We start from the raw sequence: 18167 nt of genomic DNA, 5'->3' as shown, positions 1-18167 counted from the left end.
ATAAGCGGGCCGTCCTTTGGACGGCCCGCACTTCGTTATCTGCAACGGAATGTGTACAAGATTACTTCAGCAGAACTATCTTCTGCACGGCGGTGTTTGTTCCGGAAATCAACCGTGCGAAGTAAACGCCGGAGCCCAAGCTTGACGCGTCAAAATGGGCGACATGTGTCCCGGCTGCAAGGCGGTCATCGATCAACGTTGCCACTTCACGCCCCAAAGTATCATAAATCTTCAACACCGTCACACCGCCTTGCGGGAGATCGAATCGCAATTCAGTGGAGGGGTTAAAGGGATTCGGATACGCCGAATGGAAGGCAAAAGCTGAAGGCACTCCGACTGTTGGATTCTCCGCATCAAGGTATGAATCCGGCGGTGTCGTCGTAAATCGAATCGCTCGTCCAGCGGCCAACGGCGAAACAGAAGGCAGGTAGCTGTTCGCAAACGTTAGACCAATACCGCGCAGATGCATTTCATCCTGAATGCCGACCGTTCCATAGTTATTGCGGCTGTCGGTATTTGCGATCTGATTGTAGAGAAACAGGATTGAGCCATCGCCGCTTCCGGCGGGATACTCGAGCACTACTTGGAAGATGCACGAATCGGCGTTCGGTATGCTCTGATTCAGTCCCGCGCGATTCAAAGTTCTCCACTGAACGATGAACCGATTGCCGTCTTGACGTGTGTAGATTCTGTGCTCGAGATTGTCGTTCGGCTCGAGCGTATCAAGATATGAAATCAAATCATCCCAGAACGGGCACACCATGGCTGGCGGTCCAATCGGAGAAGGGATTTCCCAGTTGCGAAACTCAGGAAGAGTGGCAGTGCCGAACGACAACCAGCCGTTCGAACACACAAAGATGGAGTCGTATGTCTCACCGTAGAACGTGAACGGTGCAGGCAGGGGCAGGCCTTCATGGGTGTCATCTCGCACGACGAAAGCGGTACCTCCAATTCCTCCGAAGTCCGGATCAAGCTCAGTCCAGGAATAGGTCGGTGTTGCAGAATATCCGACATCGGTGTCTTCATAAGCATAATACCCGTAGGCGTCCGGTCCCGTCGGTACGTTCGGCGTAATAGCACCGGCAGTCAGAATGGCCTGCTTAAACGTATAGGGTACTCCATTCCACGAGAATACAAATCTCAGTGCAATCTGTCTTCCTTGTGTCACGTTGCCGGGAATAGAGGCGGTTATCGTTGTCGTGCTTACCGTCTCTTCACCGAAATTGACATTCGTCCAATCCAGGCTGTTATCAGTGAAGCTGATCGCATTGTCAAAACTATGAACCGTGGCAGATAGCGCCGTGGCGTTGGTCTGGCTCATATTCTTGATACGGACGGCTATGTTTGCTGACTCACCGGGCGACAGCACTCCGTCTCCATCTTGCACAATCAGCGCGAGAATGTGTGGATCTGGGGCATGAACCGCAAAACGGAACTGCCTGGTGACACTCATCTGTCCATCGTCAAAGGAGACATTGAGTGCAGGTTGTGCGCCGTTCCACATGTTGTCCGCGACGTGGACGGTAATTGGCGAGCTAAGAGCGGAAGAACCTGGAGCAATCTGTGGTGTAGTCGCGGATCCGCTAATAACGGTGCACCAGTCATTCTCTGCCGTTGTCGAGAGCGACCACGTTGCTGCCTCAGTCCCGTGATTCAGGACGTTAAATCGAATCTGGAACGTCTCTCCCGGATTCGGCACGCCGTCTTCTCCCGCATCAAACTCAGATTCACCAATGAACGGGTCACGCGGAAGCTGAGCAACTGAGAGTTCATTGCGATACATAACATACTCTGGACGCCAAACCGTAAGCTGCATGTTCGAAGCACCGGTCAGGCTAACAGGCACATTGGCCTGTCCTTGCGCGTCCGTGAGGCTCGTCCATGATGACAAGGACGCTCCGGAAGGGCGCGCCGCAACCACCGCATTGGGGACGGGCTGTCCGCTGGACGAATTCGTGACGGTTACCCTGAAGAATGTTTCTCCCTGCGAAAGTGTCGGGGGATAATTAACATTGAAGTCGCCTGGCTCACAGAAATAGAGCGGCGTCTCCGGATCCCCAAGAATGTTGAACACGTGGAATCCGTAGAAGTGCACTTGGTCGCCCGGCGCCCGCTCCAATGGATACTGCCGGTAAACTTCCAACTTCCCGGCCAACGCCAACGGACCCGATGCCCGAAGTCCATCCACGATTAGCCCCTGTGCCATCGCCGCGAGCATGGCATTGTTATGCTTCGTGTTCGTGTGCAAATCGCTTGCGCCGTAGAACACGATTGCTCCATTCGGCGCGTTTGGTGTGCCGAGTCCGGTTGTAAACTTCTCGCCAAGGCAAGGTCCGCCCGGGAAGGCGAAATTGCCGCTTCCGCAGACAATCGCCCAGACTGCCGGAAAGCGTCCGCCTACGTTCAGATTCTGAATATCCTGAATTCTCAGAACAGGATACTGCCATGCCTGAGAACCCGCCCACCCACGATACCAAACCGCGCAAACGCCTTGATTGATGTCCTGAACTATTTCCTCCGTCCACTCGCCGGCGCTCTCGGTGTTGTCATGGTAATAGAACGTGTCCGCATCGGTGATGCAACCGTTATTCATGACATACTCGCGCGCCCAATTCATGTTCCACACCGGAGTCACCGGAAACGTACCTGATCCGTCAGCGTAGTTGCCGGCAACAGCGGTCAGACTGCGAAACCACTGAGGATTGTCCGTGACAGGGGTTGTTTCATAGACGACGACCTTGCGGAAATAGGCCAAGTACTCTGCAACAGACTGTCCGGAAATGCGTCCGTGAAACACGTCGCTGATGTAATCCGTTCCGTCAACGGCAAAAAAGTAGTTGTCTCCCACCGACGTCTCGTTAGCGTGCTCGGGGTTGACGATCAAGTCTGTAGGAAACGAGGTATTGCTCGTATTGTAATCCCCGATGATCGTCGCATAGACCAGCGGCGGCAAAGAAGGATCGTTGTAGGTTGAAGCAACGAAGTTGCGAATCCCGATCTTGGTCGAGTCGCCGAACGCCTGCTGAATCTGCGCCAGCGTGACGATTTGCACGCTGTAACCCTTGCGGCGCTTCAGATCAAGCCACTCTTCGTATCTCGCTTGTCCTGCGAGGTCTTGGGTAAGCAACTTGGTTGATCCCAGCACGAGCAAGCGCGCAGGTGCGTCGAGCGAAACAAGCGGATTGAGATCATCGAGATTGTCAACCATCTGCCTGAGCATCGGCATAAACGCCCAGTGCAATGGCCGTGGAGCCCATATCTCATTGACGCTTGCTCCTCCTGACGTTGTGATCTCAAATTCAACCCGCCGAACTGTTCGAAGTCCCGATTCCGTCATGACCAGCGGCGATGCATGAACGCCCACAATCCGAACTCCGTGCACGATTGCCGGTTCTCCGACATGAATCAGCTCCTGTTCACTTTGGGGAACTTGAGCAAGACTCATGGCAGAGAATACCTGTTCACCCAGTTCCACGTTCAAGACGTGGGCAACAGGTGCTCCCGTCCCCGCAATGGCCAGCAGAGAGCCGCAGCCGCTCAGGTCGCCCAACTCTCGAGCAAGACTTGCCTGCAATACCACTTCCTGCTGATCAAATTCATAGCTCATGACGGTGCGTGAAAGTGATGCATTCAGCACCGTCTTTCTTGCAACCTCTGCATCCGAACCCGCGTAGGCAGACGCAACGAAGCACAAACAGAGCACCCACAATCCATGGCGTGCCATGCGCGTTGTCTTCATCTTGGGACCTCACTCAATGTATGATAATTTCCTAACTTGCAATTCTTGCGAAGAGCGCAAAGCTTGCGCATGGGCCACAACTCGTAAGTTGTTCCCAAACAAGCTTTTTTGCAAACTCACACTTCTCTATTGGCGAGAATCATGCCTCTTGTCGAAAACATTCGGCTTTAGAGAATGAATCTCGACAGGTCTTCATCTTCAACAATGTCCTTCAGTCGCGACTGCACAAACCCTTTCGTGATTCGTACGTCTTTTTTCTCCATGTCTGCAGCGTCAAACAGGATATCCTCGAGCAACGTCGTCAAGATCGTATGCAGCCGTCTGGCCCCGATATCCTCCGTCCGCTCGTTCACGTCGCTTGCGGTGCGCGCAAGCTCCCGTAGGGCGTCTCGCGTAAACTCCAGCTTGACGCCTTCGGTGGCTAACAGCGCCTGATACTGTTTGATAAGAGCATTGCGCGGCTCGGTCAAGATTCGATAATATTCTTCCTCACCAAGCCTGTCCATCTCTACTCGAATCGGAAATCGCCCCTGCAATTCAGGGATCAAATCGGAAGGCTTTGCATTCGAAAACGCGCCCGCAGCGATGAACAGAATGTGATCCGTCTTCACCGGACCATACTTGGTCGTGACTGTCGTCCCTTCCACGACAGGCAGAATATCGCGCTGCACTCCCGAGCGCGAAACGTCGGGACCGCTATTCTCGCCATCGGATGAAGCGACGATCTTGTCAATTTCGTCGAAGAACACGATCCCCAAGGCCTCCGTGCGGCGAATTGCCTCGCGCACGATACGGTCCATGTCGATCTCTCTGTCAAACTCTTCTTCGAATAACAGTTCACGCGCTTCAGGAATCGATGCCTCAACCAGCTTGCGGCGTGTCGCGCCTTCGCCCATCGCTTCGGGCAGGTTGAAACCCATTTCCTCAATCCCCTGAGCCGAAAAGATTTGCATCAACGGCATGGAAGATTCGCTAATCTCAATCTCAACCGACTCTTCGTCGAGCTTTCCGGTGCGCAGCTCATCACGCAACTCGGTTCGTCTCTTCTGCCAAGCATCCCGTTTCTGTTGTTGTTCTGCTTTTGCTGCCGAATCGCCCTCTTCGGAATCAGGAATCGATGGCGGTTGCAGCAGATCCAGCAGCCGCTCCTCGATCAACGCATCGAGCTTGCCGTGCGCTGAGTCCATGTACTCCGCGCGAACTTTCGCGACTGCCAAATCCGTCAAGTCGCGGACCATAGACTCCACATCACGGCCGACATAACCGACTTCCGTATACTTTGAGGCTTCAACTTTAATGAACGGTGCGCCCGCCAGATTTGCCAGCCTGCGCGCGAGTTCCGTCTTACCGACACCCGTCGGGCCGATTAGAATGATGTTGTTCGGATAGATTTCGTCGCGAAGCTCACCTTCCACCTGCTGACGCCGCCAGCGATTGCGCAACGCGATCGCCACGGCCTTTTTGGCGGCGTCCTGTCCGATGATGTAATGATCCAACTCTTTGACGATTTCTCGCGGAGAAAGTTGGGGAATTTGCAGTGGGGGGGTATGTGGTGTCATGATGGGTGTGTCGCCTTTTCTCGTATTAAGAGAGCAGGGACGAAAGTAGTGTCTGACTCAACGGCCTACTTAAGTTCTTCGACCGTGATGTTCGAGTTCGTGAAGATACAGATTTCTGCGGCTATCAAAAGCGCGGCTCTGACAATCTCTGTCGCGCCCATCTCTGTATGCTGAAACAGCGCACGTGCAGCGGACAATGCGAACGATCCGCCGGATCCCAGGGCAATGATATCATCGTCCGGCTCTATGACTTCCCCAAGGCCGCTCACAAGATACATCTTGTTCTTGTCCATCACGACCATGTCGGCTTCGAGCCGACGGAGATTCCGGTCCATTCGCCACTCTTTGGCCATGTCGAGCGCGCTCATCGTCAGATTTCCGTTATGCTGCTTGAGCTTGCCCTCAAAAATGTCGAGCAACGCCAGCGCGTCGGCGGCGCCGCCGGCATAACCGACCAGCACCTGATCCTCGAAAATCTTCCGGACTTTGCGACCTTTGCTCTTGATGATGGTATCGTCAAGGGTGAGCTGTCCGTCGCCACCGATGGCGAATTGCCCGTTGCGCCGCACGGCAAGTATTGTCGTTCCGTGATAGTTGCTCATGGAGAAGTTAGGTGATGTTGCTCGCGCCGCGCAACTCTTTCTCGCGGGCGATGAGTTCCATTAAAAGTCTCGTCAGCTCGGGGTTCTCCGGCTCTGTCCGGATCCGCTGCTTGACGTCGTTGATTTGTTTCCGCACAGACTCCACTTGCAGCGCCTTCAAACAATCCAGTGCAGTCTTGAGATCGATCTCGATTCGCTTGTCGTCTTCGAGCTCGTCTTCCACTTCGCACGTGGCAATAAAGTCGCGCTCCGGAGACTCCGGAAACACACTCAGCAGATGAGTGATGTCCGGATAGCGATGCCCCATGTGCGCGTCAAAGAGATGTATCAGAATCTTCTTCAGCCGTTCGTCTCGCGTATGTTCCGGCGACCACTCCTGAAACACTCTGTCGCGGATTTCCGGGGAGCGAATCAGCGAACTCGAAATCAGAGTCTCGGTCCCCTTGGGCGGCCAAGTTTGCGCCTGTCGGACTGCGCTCTGGCGTTGTATTGGTTTTCTCTGCTGAGCAAGTTCGGACAGCAGCGTGTCTGCGGATAGCCCTGTGTGCATCGCAATCTGCTGCACAAAAGCCTCGCGTTCGAGGACAGAGGGAATTTGCAGCGCTGTCGCCAATAACTCGCGCGCCAACTGCGCTTGCGTCGCACCGCTTGCTTTGCCGCGTTCGACATGAAACTCGACGACGGGCTTGGAGTCATTTACCAACGACCAGACGGCTTCTGTCCCGTGCGCTCGAACAAAGGAATCCGGATCTTCCCCCCCCGGAATGACAACAATTCGCGGCTCGGCTCCGCAGGACAACAGCACATCCGATGCGCGCCGCGCCGCGCTCAATCCCGCGTCGTCTCCATCATAGAGAATAAACACATTTCGTGCGAATCGCAGCAGCAGACGTGCCTGTTGTTCGGTCAGGGCCGTCCCCAAACTTGCGCAGACGCAGCGGATTCCTGCGGCGGCCAGTGAGATTGCGTCTGTATATCCTTCCACAAGGATTACGCGTTCCTGACGGCGAATCTCATTGCGTGCTTCCCACAAACCGAACAGCTCGCGTCCCTTGCTGTAGGCGGCGGTCTCCGGGGAGTTAATATACTTCGCAGAAGGCTCTCCGGGTTCCGGCTCGCTCAGCCTGCGGCCCCCGAAGGCAATCACTCTACCCGCCAGATTGCGGATCGGAAACATCACGCGATCCCGAAACGCATCGTATGGCCTGCCTGCCTGCTGCCCTACCTTCAGCAGACCCGCCTTGATGAAAATGTCCTGCGCGATTGCGCTGCCTTGCGCTCGTTTCGCCAGCCCGTCCCAGCCTTCGGGCGCATATCCAATCATATAAGCACGAATAATCTCGTCCGTAAAGCCGCGCTCAAGCAGATACTGCATCGCACGCTTTGCGCCGTCATTCGTCTGATTAAGAAGTTGTGTGTGAAAGAAGTCGCGCGCAAGCTGATTGGCTTCAACAATCTGTTCACTTTCCGTCGGGCCGTCGCCCTCTCTCCGTGAAAATGCCGGAAGTTCGATGTGGGCACGTTCGGCCAGCATTTTCACGGCCTCGATGAACGACATCCTCTCAAGTTCCATTACGAACCCGAAGACGTTGCCTCCCCGACCGCAGCCGAAACAACGGAACATCTGCCGACCCGGGTGAACCGAAAAGCTGGGTGTGTTTTCCTCATGAAACGGGCAAAGGCCGAAAAAGTTCTGACCCCGTCGCTTGAGTGCCACGTATTCTTGCACGACTCCAACAATATCGTTGGCAAGCCGCACCTCTTCCAGCTTATCTTCAGGTATCACTTTGTTTTAATTGATTTTATAAACGTGGCACTTTACTTGCCAATCGGGAGTATAAGAGGGGAGCAAATCTGATGAGGAATACAATGAGATACGATGAACGCCGCCCGCATTGGCTTGTTTTTGTGGAAACTGCCCCGGACGAAGAAGACTGGTATCGCCTGATGGTCGAAAACCCCTGCAATGGGCAGATTTCTACTATCTCAACTAAAATTATTGATTTAGAGGCTCCCGTGCGCAGCGAGGAAGCTCCCCCGGCTCCTCCTCCTCCTGCGCCCTGATGGTGCACCCGCGCAAATAGTGCGCGACCGCTACAGGAACCCTTAAGTAACAAAAAAACCGCGCCTCTCACAAGGTGCGGTTCAATTTTCTTTCTCCACAAACATACCTCACAGCTCCAGTGGGAACAGGAACGTGAGATGCTTCGACCCGTCAGTCTCCCGCGGGAATTTCCGGCTTGGGAGGCACAGTATAGATCAAGGAAATTAGTTTTCCGGAAAACGTATTGAGCACTGCATTGTAGTCCCGCGCCGCCGTATTATACGCAAGCCTCGCAGCCTCCTCGAGAATCTGATCCTTTTCCCGCTCACTGATCCATTCCCTGTAAACATCTGACCGCGTCAACTGCGGAAACCTCGCCGCCGTGGAACGAAGGTCGCGCATCGCCTTGCCATACAACAAGTGCATGCGAATGCGTGCTTCCACGTTTGAGCCAGAGGAACTCTCCGCTAATGCATCGTTCGCGCGTGCTGCAATCTCACCGGCGGCAGGTTCATAGACGCGCGCCATTTCGGCGAGTTCGGCGAGCATCGCGCGGCGCGGAGCCAATGTCGCCTCCCAATCGGCAAATCGTGATTTGGATACGCGATTCAATTCTGCGAGGTCAGAGTAGCACTGATAAACAGAGAAGGCCAGCGCGAAGCCGGCCAGTAATGCCAAGACAAAAATGGATGCGGCAACCCGCAACAATCGCATTTGCAGCCCTCTTAAACTCTAACTAATCCTGTCCCCCCTTGAGCTTCAGCCGCCGCCTGCCGGGGTTCCATAGGTTAACGGCGCCAAAGACCTGTGTTGCCCGCGCCATCTTACTCTCCAGCCTCGCCATGGCGACCATGAAGATCAGCAATGGCACAAAATATAAAATTTCCGGAAAACTCTCAGCTTCCTCGCCATTAGGATGATAGGCCGCAGGCTGCAGCTTCAGGTAGCCCGGAACGGAGTATAAGGCCACCCGTTCGGACATCCCGATGGCAACCGACAGCTCCGTAACCGCAAGTGTATAAGCTTCACCTCGATGACCCCGCAGGAGTAAAGGCAGCATAACCTGCCGTTGCACTGTTGCGGAGAGGTCGGGGGTTATCACGTCACCCAAACCCTCCCCTAATGTCACCCGCATCTTCTTGTCTGCAACGGCATCCACAATCAGGATGGTGCGTGCGGCATGTGCGGAGTCCATCCACGACTGCAGCAGATATTTCGAAAACGCTTCTATATCGGCACCACCAAGGCCCGGCAGGGTGACAACCCGAATCCGTACTCCCGTCTTGCGCTCAAGCTCGCTCCCGATTTCTGCTAAACGCCGTTCATAGGAAGGTGCAATCACTCGCCCGTAGTCGCTGACAAATCCGATGGGTTCCGGTGCGACTGGCAGCGTTTCGTTGGCCCCCGCAAACGGCACCGCAACCAACAGACAGACAATTTGCATTATCCGTTGCAATATACGAAGTCGGATCCGCATTGTCAACGCGCCTTTCCTATAAATACAATAACTTAGCCATCATGCGCACGCCCTGCCGAGCGCATTACTGCAATAAGGGTGACATGTCTGAATTTGCATGGGTTGCTTGCATATTCGCAAGAATGTCAATAGATTGAAACTTGCGCTTACCTTAATTTCTCATGCCCACATGATTCGCGGGATTCTGTTCGACCTCGATAACACCCTGCTCGACTTCATGCGGATGAAGCGTGCCTCGATTGACGCCGGTGTCACGGCCATGATTGACTGTGGCCTGCCCATGCCGCACGACGAGGCGGTGAGCAAGATCTATGAAATCTACGACCGCGTGGGGATTGAGCACCAGGAGATTTTCAATATCTTTCTGGAAGAGCAGTACCACATGGTGGACTACAAGTGGCTGGCTGCCGGAATTGTGTCGTATCGACGGGCGCGCAATAACTACCTCGTCACGTATCCCCACGTCCGCTCGACTCTTGCTGCGCTTTTGCAGCGCGGGTTGCAGCTGGCGGTAATCTCCGACGCCCCGCGTCTCGGCGCTTGGCTCCGGCTCGCACAGCTCGACTTGCACCACATGTTTGATCCGGTCGTCACGTTTGACGATACGGGCCATCGCAAACCTTCACCCGTTCCGTTCGAACGTGCTTTGGCCCTGATGGGTCTCCTGCCGAGGGAAGTGATAATGGTCGGCGATTGGCCGGAGCGCGACATGGTCGGCGCCAAACAGCTTGGCATCGTAACAGTGTTTGCCCGCTACGGAGATACCAAGAATACCGTCGAAAGCGGTGCCGACTACGATATTGACGACATCAGTCAGCTCCTGCAGGTCTTGAACCTGATGGAGATCGACGAAGACCAGACCTCCTTGTTCGACTATTGATGTCCGACAAAACTCCGCCCGCCCCAATCCTGCCTTCGTTAGGCATTGACCTTGTGGAAGTGGAGCGAATTGCCGCTCATCTGAATGACGAGGTGTTTCTCGAACGGATCTTCACCGAACAAGAGCGCGCCGAGTGTTTGAAGCGTGCGAAACCCGAAGAATGCCTTGCCGCTCGATGGGCGACCAAAGAAGCTGTCGCCAAAGCGCTGGGCACGGGCATCGGCGAGTTCATAGCGTTCAAGGATATCGAGGTGTTGACCGTTCCCGGCAAAGGACCACGAGTGCGTATCTCCGGACCTTACGCCAGCTACCCGATGCGCGTCTCTGTCTCGCTGACACACACTCGAACGACGGCCGCCGCGGTCGTCATGATTTTCCCTGAATCGTCACAACAGATTATAGAGTAACTTTTTTCTAAACTTTTCGTAGTCGACTCCGGTGGTCCCGGCAGTCCCGCAGCCTTGAAAGGAGCATTATGATGAAAAATTGGTTTTTGTTTGCCTTGTTGGTCGCCAGCCTGTCCATCGCGCTGGCCAAGAGCAGCTCAGAACCTTGGGTGTCAAACAGCGATCGTGAAATAAGATCACTTGATGAGCAATGGGGGCCTGATGCGTATGGCTACATTGCCAAGGATTCCAACGAGCCGGGCGGTCCCGTCTATAATTGGATCAACATTACGCAAATCGGAAACCCTGTCTCGGGGTTGGCCGATGACAACTTTGTCGGACCATTCCAAATCGGCTGGACGTTCCATTACTACTGGTATGACGTGTCGTCCTTCACGATCGGCTCAAACGGCTGGATTAAGTTCTCAACGGCCGGTCAGCTTGCGCAACCGATTCCGCAGATCCCCAATGCCACGGCTCCCAATGACATCATTGCGCCATACGCCGCAGACTGGTTCTTCGGCCCGGCAGATCCGAGCGCATGCTATTGGTGGAGCAATAACACGGACACCTTGATCGTCTCATGGGTGAACGTTACGGCATGGGCGCAGGGTGGAAACCTCGGCAATCACAACTTCCAGTTGATTCTCTCCGGCGTGGATTCCTCGATTACCTTCCAGTATGGAACCAGCACGCTGAACGATGTGTCCAATAACAACATCTCAATTGGTATTGAGAATCTGACCGGACAAATCGGTATCTCCAACTTCTACTCCAACACGGGTTTGCCTGCGGACTATCCGCCGAACAACACGGCCATCAAGTTCTACTATCCCCAGACTGTTACCTTCCAGGTTCACGACATGGGCATGGCCGGTGTGCAGAACCCCAATTCGCAGGGTATCTTCATCTTGACGGGCGACACCTTGGATGCCTGGATGCGCATGCGCAACGCCGGAAACCAAGTTGAAGCGTCATACACAGCCAATTACGCGGTTCGTCAAGTCAACAACACGTTGATAACGCAGGGCGACTATACAGGCGGCACCATTCAACCCGCGCAGACTCAGGAAGCGACTTTCCCGAATCTGTGGATTCCGGCTTCTGACGGTGTCTACCGCCTGGTCGGTACTGTCACGCTAACCGGCGATATGTTCGCGGGCAACAACACACTACGCACGGAAATCCATTCGGTCACACTGCCCGGCGAGTTGATATACGACGACGGGACCGCCGAGCGGACATGGAGTTGGGCAGGCGGAGAAGGCGGTATGGGTATGGGCTTTGTTCCGCCGGTCTATCCTTGCGAAGTCATCAGCGTCCGCGGGTTTGTCGGTGAAACGGCCGGCACCTTCCAATTCCAGATTCTGGACGACAGCGGCGCGAACGGCGGCCCCGGCGCGATTCTCTGGTCAACGACTGTCACCGGAGCCAGCCCGAACGCTTGGGCAAGTGCCGCTGTTCCGGCCGGCGAAGTGGTGATTACTGAAGGTCAGTTCTTCGTGGCGTGGTATACCACAGCCGGTTCGACAGTGTCGTTTGGTATCGACACTTCCTCCGCGCAAGGTATCTCCCGCCGCTCTTGGGAAAATGCCGGCGGCTGGGCCGAAAACCGCCTCTTGAACGAAGCAGACGTCATGCTACGCGCCACGATACGTCAGCCCGGTCAGGTCAACAATCCACCGGAAATCACGGGCGCAACGCCTGATCCCTCTGAGTTGGATACCATCTGCTTCAACACGACGATTCCGTTTGCGGTTCTCGCCGAAGATCCCGATGGCCAGACCCTGAACTACCAGTGGGTGCACAACGGCAACAACGTGGGCACGAATAGCGCGTCCTATAGCCATCGCTTCATTACTCTGAATCAGAACACGCTGATGTGCCGCGTTTGCGACTTCGAGTATTGCGATTCGGTTATCTGGAGACCGTGGGTCAGAGTCTGCTCGGCCATCGAAGATGAGCCGGGTCTGCTTCCGACCGAATACACAATCGAAGCCTTCCCCAATCCGTTCAATCCAAGCACGACGATCGACTTCGCCCTGCCTCAGCGCACCGAAGCGCGCGTAGTCGTGCATAACCTCGCGGGTCAGGAAGTGGCCGTCTTGCATGACGGCATGTTGAGCGCAGGCGTGCATCGCGTAGCCTTTGACGGTGCGAATCTTGCCTCTGGCACGTACTTCGCCGTCTTGAAGACTCCTTCTGCGGAGCGCATCACGAAACTGCTTCTGCTGAAGTAAGCCGTTTTGCAGTCCCCGTCGCAGAAGCGGGAACACACTTCGGGCATGAGCCTCCCTCTCCGTCTCTGGGCGGCGAGTTGGAGGCTCGTGCTCTTTGTGGGTGTGTTTCTCGCACTCTACTTGCCGTTCGTGCTCCCGTTCATCCTCTATCCGGATACGGAGTATACTACTCTGCGGCAGGATACGACTCGCACAGGCATCGAGTTTCTCGCGATGCTCTGTGTTGCGTTAGCTGCGGTCGCCATGACACGTTACGCAGACCGCCGGCCACTCGCTCATTTGGGTCTTGGACATGTTGGTGCGATTAGATCATTCGGATTGGGATCTCTGAGCGGAGCAGGCATGGTGGCCCTGGTTATTGGTGGCATGGCCGCCTGGGGCTTCGTCACTTGCGCGCCTGAGACCAGTCCGCCTCGCAACTTGTTGTGGACAACTGTTTCGCTGTTGTGCAACACCGTCTATCAGGAGACTCTGATCCGCGGTTACGTGCAGCAAATGGTGCGGTCCTATTTCGGTCCAGCGGCAGCGGTAGTCGCGTCATCGATGCTCTTTGTGTTACTGCACTGGACGATTCTCGATACCGAGTCCATTTTGGTTTTAACCAATCTCTTTGCGGCCAGTGTTCTTTTCGGGATAGCGTTTCTTCTGGGTCGCAATCTTTGGTGGCCGATCGGGATTCACTTCGGCTGGAACTATCTTCAGGGTCCTCTGCTGGGTCTGCCCGTGACCGGCGTGGATCTCTGGGACCACGACACCATTCTGATTCAAGGAACCGAACTCCTTACAGGTGGTTCAAAAGGCATCGAGGGTGGCGTCTTGACCAGTATCGTCTTTGTGCTGGTTGCCGCTCTGCTTTGGCAAATCTGGCGGCGTCGTATCGCTGCCGCACCACAGCTTGAACAGGCCATGCCTTGACCGATCCGCCGCGAGAAGTTAATGCCTTCTATGACGGCCAGTGCGGCGTATGCCATCTGGCCGTTTCCTTCCTGTTGAAACGCGACCGCGATGGAGCTTTACGGTTTGCGCCGATTCAGACGCAGGTGTATCGCCGCTTTGCCCAGCAGCATCATATCGCCTTCGCGCCTCGCAGCATCATCGTGCAGGATCCGCAGTCCGGTCGCCTGCTCGCTGAATCGGCGGCAGTCCTCTACCTGCTTCGACACTGCCGTGCGCCGTGGCCTCTCGTCGCCTCGCTCGCTTCCTTAGTCCCGCGCACCCTGCGCGACCGCCTCTATCGCTGGGTGGCTGGAACTCGGCATCGCTGGTTCAAGCCTCCCTCCAGCCTCTACCCGAAAATTCCACATAATCTAACAGATCGCCTCTTGCGCGACTGAGTCTATCCGAAATCTCACTTGAGAATTCGATCCGAGAATCGTAGATTAGGGAACATCTGTTTACTGGCCAACTCCCATGCTCCCCCTATTCACATCTGAAGAAATGCGTGCCCTCGACCGCAGGGCGATTTCCGAGTTTGGCATTCCCGGAATGGTCCTGATGGAGAACGCGGCGACGCGCCTCGCCGAGTTTCTGTTTCAGGAAGTTGCTCCGCCCGAGGATCTATCTGTGTGCGTGTTCTGCGGACCCGGCAACAATGGTGGGGATGGTTTCGCTTTGGCTCGCCTTCTGTTTCTGCGCGGTGCGGAGGTCGAAGTCTGGCTGTTGACCTCTCCCGAAAACTTAACCGGAGATGCCCGAACAAATTATGAGATTTGCCGGACACTGGAAGTGCCCATCCTTCAGCCTGATAGTGCCTTCGATATCGATTTTCAATGGTACGATGTGGTCGTGGATGCTATCTTCGGAACCGGAGTCCTGCGCACACCAGAGGGAATCTTCGCCGAGGTCATTGAGGCCATCAATGACTCTGAATTGCCTGTCTTGGCCGTGGACATTCCCAGTGGAGTGGATGCCGGCACTGGACAACAGAGCGATCCGTCCATTCATGCAACATGGACACTGACTTTCCAGTGCGGCAAGCCTGGCCTGTATCTTCCTCCGGGAAAGACGCTGGCTGGCGAAGTGAAAATTGTCCCGATTTCGCTCCCCGTCTCTGCGGAGGATATGCTGGCTACGAAATGGTTCACACCTGAACCGCAGGACGTCGCGGCTCTCTTTGCCCAACGCCCGCCAGAGAGCCACAAAGGAGACTTTGGAAAGCTTTTGATTCTGGCCGGTTCTCAGGGGATGAGCGGTGCCCCGCGCTTGGCGTCGCTCGCCGCCCTGCGCAGTGGAGTAGGTCTGCTGAAAGTCGGAGTTCCAGAAAGCATTCGCGCCGAGGTTGCGTCTGTGGCCGAAGCCATGGTTATCGGGTTGCCGCAAACAGCAAAGGGAGCTTTGTCTGCCAGCGCGTGGGAGCAGCTTGAACCTCTGCTGAACTGGGCCGATGCGGTTGCGATCGGCCCGGGCTGGGGAACCGCAGCTGAAACGGCAGAGTTGCTCTCAATGCTGCTCACGACGGACAAAACACTTGTGATTGACGCGGACGGACTTAACTTGATTGCTGAGCACAAGCTCTTGAATCGAATTCCTAAAGGTGCCGTGCTCACACCGCACCCGGGAGAGCTTACCCGACTTTCGGGACAGGGTTCAAGTTGTACGCACGAGCGCGTGGAAATCGCCCGCACCTTGGCGCAGAAATACAATGCAGTTATTCATGTTAAGTCGTCTGCGTCAACAACCGTTACACCGGACGGCTCGGCATTCGTAAACTCGACCGGCAATCCCGGCCTTGCTACCGGCGGCTCAGGAGACATTTTGACAGGCATGATAGGTGCGTTGCTGGCACAAGGGATTCCTCCGGCTCAAGCGGCCTGGGGTGCCGCGTTCGTACATGGTCGCGCTGCGGACATTGCCGCTGAACTTCTTGGAGAGATTTCCCTCTTACCGACGGATGTCATTGCGGCAATTCCGCAGGTCTTGCAGGACCTCCATCGCGAGCTGCAATGAGCAGCACTTCGCCTGCCAAACATCGCTTCTGGGAAGCCGCAGCCACGATTTGGTCTGCGGCCGTCATCGGACTGGCCGTCTCGCCCCTGCGCAATGTAAACCTATTGACCGCGCCAATCTCTGACAAACTCCTTCACGGCATCGCCTTCATGCTGGGCACGATTGTTTGGGCGGGCACACTGGAGACGGGTGCGGGAAAAGCTCGCTCAGTTGGACTCGCTGCTCTGGTATGCTTGGCTTTAGGCGGGATCATCGAAGTCCTCCAGACTCAGACTCCCACCCGTTCAGCGGAGTCGGGTGACCTGCTTGCGGATGCTGCCGGAATTCTCGTCGGTGCGGCCATTTGGGGGCTGGTGCGCGGACGGCGGTCTTCTTCACCCGCCGTCGCTTCCGTTCACTGAGTGCACTGCCTTCGTCCGGTTCCATAACTTCTCTGCATAGAATTTCACAATACTATTCAAACAGATTCGGAGTACATTTGTGGTCAATCGCGTGACCTTGATTGGGCGTCTGGGCAGAGACCCGGAAATGCGCTATACCCCCAGCGGAGCGGCGGTCGCCCGCTTCTCTTTGGCAACGGACGAAAACCGCAAGGGTCAGGACGGGCAATGGCATCAGGAAACGACATGGCACAACATCGTGGTTTGGGGCCAGTCTGCCGAGCGCGCTGCGGAAAGCCTGAAGAAGGGAAACCTCATCTACCTCGAGGGAAAGATCTCCATGAGAGACTGGGAGGACAAGGAGGGTCAGAAGCGCACGGCGTTTGAGATCATCTGTTTCACCTTCAGGAACCTCACTCCTCGTCCCGGCTCGAGTGAAAACTTCGGAGAATCAGGTGCTTCACCATCTGAGCCGACCCATGGCGGCCCCCCGATGGATGAGGATCTGCCGTTCTAACCAACAGTCTTGAGAATTCTTGCAGGATGTCGAAAATCTCTTGACATCCGGCCCTCTTTTGACTAATATCCAATGTCTGCGGCAATTCACGCAGGCGCAGTTTAGTGTTTCGCGCTAAGTTGCATGTTATTTTAAGGGTTAAGATGGTGGAGTAGGCTGGTTTAAATACCCCGCCCGCCCTGTAAAGCCGAATTCGCATGCCTCCGTTCCCTCGGAGAACGCAATTTGCTTTGGTTTCGCTACTATACTTAGTAGGTTAAGCCTCTGAGGTAGCGGGGACCAAAGCAACCAAGTACAAGGTTTCGTTTAAGTTCGAGCCAAAAACTCGGACTTGATGAGTGTGATATGTGAAAGATGGGGATTGCACAAAGCAGTCCTCGAAGTTAAGGAGGAAAAGATGAAGAAAGTCTTGCTTGTGATCGTATGCCTGGTCTTTGCGGCTACCGCTTTTGCCCAGCAGTCTGATCCGTCCAACGATGTTGGGTACGTCAAGATCAACGTGCCGGGTTCTGGGACTCCAGGTGTCGTCACGACTTGGGGCTTTGGTCTTCCGTTTAAGTTCTGGACGGTGACCGGTGGTATCCCCCAGTACGGCAACGAGTCCACCAAGCCCTCGTCGATCATCGGCGCGCAGACCAACCCTGGCGGCGTGACGACGGCGGACCGCATCACCCGCGTGGATAACGGTGTCTTCGGATATCGCAACGCCAGTGGGACGTGGACTGGTGGTCTCGAGACTACTGGTAGCGGTTTGATGATCCCGGGCCGTGGTTATCAGTACATCAACAGGACCGGTGCTGCGCGTACCTTGGTTCTCGCTGGTGACGTGGATAACTCCGGTGACTACGGTGTCGTCCTGATTCCGGCTCCGACCCCGCCCGCGACGCAGGCGGCCGCACCGGTTTCCTGGCGTGATTCGCGTAACCTGGATCGCAGTGCGTTGAACCTGCTTCAGGACGGTTTCATTGGTGGAACGATCACGACGTCTGACCGCGTAGCGCAGGTCGTCGGCGGTGGATTCTTCTACTATAATACCGGAACGAATGCTTGGGCAGGCGGTCTGACGGGTGTTGTCCCCGGACAATACTACAACGTCGTCAATAGGCACGCCAATCCGTGGAACTATTCCTACGATGGTGATGATGGCCCGGCTCCGTTTACTGCAGGCGTAGAACTTCCTGCTTCGGTCCCCGTGACCAAGATGCCCGTGAATACGGAGAACCCGATCAATAAGACCAGCTCTGGAAAGACGGTCAAGACGGTTACCTCCTCCAAGTAATCTGGATGATTTCGAACTGACATTTAATTGGAAATTTCTTTGATAAGGAGAATGCAGATGAAGTTCAAAGCACTGTTTTTGGCCGTAGGGCTGATGGCATTTGCGGGACTGAGCCATG

At 55.3% G+C, this 18167-nt stretch carries 16 protein-coding genes; 10 read left to right on the top strand and 6 right to left on the bottom strand.

Annotated features, from left to right (window positions below):
- Positions 1-61: 61 nt before the first annotated feature.
- The 4 genes from KJZ99_10130 to dnaG all read right to left on the bottom strand — a co-directional run bounded on the left by KJZ99_10130 (position 62) and on the right by dnaG (position 7686).
- On the bottom strand, positions 62-3739 hold the full coding sequence (locus tag KJZ99_10130) for a T9SS type A sorting domain-containing protein (protein MCL4306262.1): 3678 nt from the start codon (positions 3737-3739) through the stop codon (positions 62-64).
- Positions 3740-3906: 167 nt separating this feature from the next.
- Positions 3907-5298, bottom strand: a complete 1392-nt coding sequence (gene hslU / locus KJZ99_10125; GenBank protein MCL4306261.1) for an ATP-dependent protease ATPase subunit HslU — start codon at positions 5296-5298, stop codon at positions 3907-3909.
- Between the two features lie 65 nt (positions 5299-5363).
- Positions 5364-5900, bottom strand: a complete 537-nt coding sequence (gene hslV, locus KJZ99_10120) for an ATP-dependent protease subunit HslV (protein MCL4306260.1) — start codon at positions 5898-5900, stop codon at positions 5364-5366.
- Positions 5901-5907: 7 nt separating this feature from the next.
- Entirely contained in the window at positions 5908-7686 is a 1779-nt protein-coding gene (dnaG, locus tag KJZ99_10115; GenBank protein MCL4306259.1) for a DNA primase, read from the bottom strand.
- A gap of 83 nt (positions 7687-7769) precedes the next feature.
- Here dnaG and KJZ99_10110 point away from each other — a divergent pair, with 83 nt between their 5' ends.
- Entirely contained in the window at positions 7770-7964 is a 195-nt protein-coding gene (locus tag KJZ99_10110) for a hypothetical protein (protein MCL4306258.1), read from the top strand.
- Between the two features lie 151 nt (positions 7965-8115).
- Here KJZ99_10110 and KJZ99_10105 read toward each other — a convergent pair whose 3' ends face one another.
- Together KJZ99_10105 and KJZ99_10100 are read right to left on the bottom strand one after the other, a co-directional pair.
- Positions 8116-8658 (bottom strand): LemA family protein, encoded by a 543-nt coding sequence (locus tag KJZ99_10105; GenBank protein MCL4306257.1) that lies wholly within the window; start codon positions 8656-8658, stop codon positions 8116-8118.
- Positions 8659-8680: 22 nt separating this feature from the next.
- Complete coding sequence (locus tag KJZ99_10100) at positions 8681-9388, bottom strand: TPM domain-containing protein (protein ID MCL4306256.1); 708 nt, start codon at positions 9386-9388, stop codon at positions 8681-8683.
- Between the two features lie 202 nt (positions 9389-9590).
- Between KJZ99_10100 and KJZ99_10095 the strand changes: the two genes are divergently transcribed.
- The 9 genes from KJZ99_10095 (at position 9591) to KJZ99_10055 (ending at position 18049) form a co-directional block, all read left to right on the top strand.
- Entirely contained in the window at positions 9591-10301 is a 711-nt protein-coding gene (locus KJZ99_10095; protein ID MCL4306255.1) for an HAD-IA family hydrolase, read from the top strand.
- Positions 10301-10708: a holo-ACP synthase gene (gene acpS / locus KJZ99_10090; GenBank protein ID MCL4306254.1), complete on the top strand. Its 408-nt coding sequence runs from the start codon at positions 10301-10303 to the stop codon at positions 10706-10708. The genes KJZ99_10095 and acpS overlap by 1 nt, the downstream gene beginning before the upstream one ends.
- Positions 10709-10779: 71 nt before the next feature.
- Positions 10780-12927 carry a T9SS type A sorting domain-containing protein gene (locus KJZ99_10085; GenBank protein ID MCL4306253.1) on the top strand — a complete coding sequence of 716 codons (2148 nt, stop codon included), beginning with the start codon at positions 10780-10782 and terminating at the stop codon, positions 12925-12927.
- A gap of 45 nt (positions 12928-12972) precedes the next feature.
- Positions 12973-13842 carry a CPBP family intramembrane metalloprotease gene (locus KJZ99_10080; GenBank protein MCL4306252.1) on the top strand — a complete coding sequence of 290 codons (870 nt, stop codon included), beginning with the start codon at positions 12973-12975 and terminating at the stop codon, positions 13840-13842.
- Entirely contained in the window at positions 13839-14261 is a 423-nt protein-coding gene (locus tag KJZ99_10075; protein MCL4306251.1) for a DUF393 domain-containing protein, read from the top strand. Before KJZ99_10080 ends, KJZ99_10075 begins: the two co-directional genes overlap by 4 nt.
- A 76-nt stretch (positions 14262-14337) precedes the next feature.
- Positions 14338-15873, top strand: coding sequence for an NAD(P)H-hydrate dehydratase (locus tag KJZ99_10070; protein MCL4306250.1), 1536 nt, complete (start codon positions 14338-14340; stop codon positions 15871-15873).
- Positions 15870-16274, top strand: coding sequence for a VanZ family protein (locus KJZ99_10065; GenBank protein ID MCL4306249.1), 405 nt, complete (start codon positions 15870-15872; stop codon positions 16272-16274). Before KJZ99_10070 ends, KJZ99_10065 begins: the two co-directional genes overlap by 4 nt.
- Before the next feature lie 79 nt (positions 16275-16353).
- Entirely contained in the window at positions 16354-16770 is a 417-nt protein-coding gene (locus KJZ99_10060; protein ID MCL4306248.1) for a single-stranded DNA-binding protein, read from the top strand.
- Positions 16771-17167: 397 nt separating this feature from the next.
- A complete protein-coding gene (locus KJZ99_10055; protein MCL4306247.1) occupies positions 17168-18049 on the top strand; it encodes a hypothetical protein in 882 nt (293 codons plus the stop codon).
- Positions 18050-18167 lie beyond the last annotated feature (118 nt).

This window comes from bacterium, from assembly GCA_023382385.1.
Taxonomy (GTDB): Bacteria; Electryoneota; RPQS01; order RPQS01; family RPQS01; genus JABWCQ01.
The sequence above is the reverse complement of the archived record's forward strand: the minus strand, read 5'-3'. Positions and strand labels throughout refer to the sequence as shown.

Excerpts from the sequence above, each read along its gene's own strand:
- KJZ99_10095 (MCL4306255.1), top strand. The coding sequence starts at position 9,591 with ATGATTCGCGGGATTCTGTTCGACCTCGATAACACCCTGCTCGACTTC.
- hslU (MCL4306261.1), bottom strand. The coding sequence starts at position 5,298 with ATGACACCACATACCCCCCCACTGCAAATTCCCCAACTTTCTCCGCGA.
- KJZ99_10110 (MCL4306258.1), top strand. The coding sequence starts at position 7,770 with ATGAGATACGATGAACGCCGCCCGCATTGGCTTGTTTTTGTGGAAACT.
- acpS (MCL4306254.1), top strand. The coding sequence starts at position 10,301 with ATGTCCGACAAAACTCCGCCCGCCCCAATCCTGCCTTCGTTAGGCATT.
- KJZ99_10130 (MCL4306262.1), bottom strand. The coding sequence starts at position 3,739 with ATGAAGACAACGCGCATGGCACGCCATGGATTGTGGGTGCTCTGTTTG.
- KJZ99_10100 (MCL4306256.1), bottom strand. The coding sequence starts at position 9,388 with ATGCAAATTGTCTGTCTGTTGGTTGCGGTGCCGTTTGCGGGGGCCAAC.
- KJZ99_10085 (MCL4306253.1), top strand. The coding sequence starts at position 10,780 with ATGAAAAATTGGTTTTTGTTTGCCTTGTTGGTCGCCAGCCTGTCCATC.
- hslV (MCL4306260.1), bottom strand. The coding sequence starts at position 5,900 with ATGAGCAACTATCACGGAACGACAATACTTGCCGTGCGGCGCAACGGG.
- KJZ99_10070 (MCL4306250.1), top strand. The coding sequence starts at position 14,338 with ATGCTCCCCCTATTCACATCTGAAGAAATGCGTGCCCTCGACCGCAGG.
- KJZ99_10065 (MCL4306249.1), top strand. The coding sequence starts at position 15,870 with ATGAGCAGCACTTCGCCTGCCAAACATCGCTTCTGGGAAGCCGCAGCC.
- KJZ99_10080 (MCL4306252.1), top strand. The coding sequence starts at position 12,973 with ATGAGCCTCCCTCTCCGTCTCTGGGCGGCGAGTTGGAGGCTCGTGCTC.
- KJZ99_10105 (MCL4306257.1), bottom strand. The coding sequence starts at position 8,658 with ATGCGATTGTTGCGGGTTGCCGCATCCATTTTTGTCTTGGCATTACTG.
- KJZ99_10055 (MCL4306247.1), top strand. The coding sequence starts at position 17,168 with ATGAAGAAAGTCTTGCTTGTGATCGTATGCCTGGTCTTTGCGGCTACC.